The following is a 416-nucleotide window of genomic DNA, read 5'->3' on the forward strand; positions in this document are numbered from 1 at the left end:
GCTGACCGCGCCGCCGGCGCCGCAACCGGTGGCGCCAACGCAGCCGGGCCGTTCGCAGATCAGCACGCTGGCGCCGGGCCAGTTCGGCCGGCCCGACGCGCCGCCGCAAACCATCCAGCCCAGCGACGTGCGTATCGATGTGCGTCCGTACGGCCGGCCGGGGCAGCCGCCGCACATCCAGCAGGCCACTCCGCCGATCGCGGTGACGCCGAACATCCAGCAGGCCAATCCGCCCATCATGGTGACGCCGAATATCCAGAAGGCCAACCCGCCGATCACCGCCGCGCCGGTGCCGGCGCCGGCCGTGCCGACGCCGTTCCCGGCCAACCGCGACCGGTACGACCGCGAGCGCGACGACAACCGCCGCCAGTTCCGCCAGCCGGAGGAGCGGCGCCAGGTGTCGCCGCAGCAAGCGC

At 74.5% G+C, this 416-nt stretch carries 1 pseudogene; it reads left to right on the forward strand.

Annotated elements, in window-relative coordinates:
* Positions 1–416, forward strand: a pseudogene (locus tag GTP90_RS36105) (DUF6600 domain-containing protein); the annotation flags it as partial.

It is taken from the genome of Duganella vulcania (assembly GCF_009857655.1).
Classification (GTDB): Bacteria; Pseudomonadota; Gammaproteobacteria; order Burkholderiales; family Burkholderiaceae_D; genus Rugamonas; species Rugamonas vulcania.